The sequence below is a fragment of the Bacillus sp. JJ1127 genome, assembly GCF_036965845.1.
Lineage (GTDB): Bacteria > Bacillota > Bacilli > Bacillales > Bacillaceae_G > Bacillus_A.
Window position 1 is genome coordinate 15580 of sequence record NZ_JBALQK010000350.1, and the last position, 1321, is coordinate 16900.

The 1321-nt window shown below is 31.0% G+C and carries 2 protein-coding genes; both read right to left on the reverse strand.

Features of this window, described 5'->3' with window-relative positions; translation table 11 throughout:
* Positions 1–598, reverse strand: a 598-nt coding sequence (locus V7183_RS24240; protein ID WP_335361112.1) for an undecaprenyl-diphosphatase, incomplete at its 3' end; no start/stop codon positions are given.
* 426 nt (positions 599–1024) lie between these two features.
* Positions 1025–1321: sensor histidine kinase (locus tag V7183_RS24245; protein WP_335361113.1), on the reverse strand; the 297-nt coding region annotated here is incomplete at its 5' end.

The window sequence follows — 1321 nt, forward strand, 5'->3', positions numbered from 1 at the left end:
AAGCTATATGATTGTATTTTGATAAAAACGGAATTCGTTTTGCTACGGCCGCATATATTTGAAAAATAATTTTTGCTAACGGTTCTAATTTACGTGTACTTTGCATGATTAAAGCACTTGTGATAAATGTAAGGAATGCTCCTCCGATTACATCTGCTGGATAATGAACACCTACATAAATACGTGATACACCTACTAATATAGCCCATACTAAAGCGATATATTTAAGTTTTTCTCTTCTTAAAAGGAATGTAAATGCAATTGAAAATACAAGTACAGAATGATCACTTACAAATGATGAATCTGCTGCGTGTGGTATCAATTGATGCACATGATGTGTTATAAATGGGCGCGGATGATAATATACCGCATGAATCAAAACATTTATTAGTAATGCGATACCCATTGAAAGGACACTATATAAAACTGTATATTGTTTTCCTAGTGCTATCTCTTTTTTTCCATTATTGAACCATAAAATAAGCATGAAAAGAATAGCCACATAAGGTGCACTATTTGTAATTGTAATCATCAACTTATCTAAAAGTGCTGATGATCCGGCGACATCATTAATCCATTGAAATACTGTGTAATTCATATTATTCTCTCCCTATTTCCATTCATTGCACTTAAAATAAAAGTACAAGCTCTATTGCTTTACACAGTATACAACATCAATATGAAAATGGTCTTAAACTTTTCTCATTTGTTTCTCATTTTAACAAGAAAATATATGACAAAACCTTAAGCATTTTTTATAAAAAAATATGTATAGTACCTCAGATCCTTTGAGTGGCGCTATAAAATTGATATTTTTGGTCTTCATCATGTACGAATATTTCTAACAAAAGAATACGAAAAAAATTATTAAGAAATAAGATTTTATTCCGCACAAAGGACTATATTTCCAAATTGTGCACCTTAATATTTTTATGTACTAAAAATATCGAAACAAATAAAATGATATTCAAGTACACCACAATCAAAAAAGCATGAAATACAATGTGTATCTCATGCTTTCATTTCATAAACGTGTACAAGGGAATGTTATTGTGACAACTGTACCTTCACTTTCCTTGCTCGTTAAATTGATGTTTCCCCCGTACTTTTCCACAAGACGCTTTGCAATTGAAAGACCAAGCCCATTTCCACCCTGTTTACGGCTTCTTGCTTTATCTACTCTATAAAAACGATTGAGTACATACGGTAAATCTGACTCAGGTATTCCAACGCCATGGTCTATAATACGGATGATAATGTTTTTATTCTGCATATTCGTTTGAATACAAATATGTTTATTATTTTCTTTTGTATATTTAAC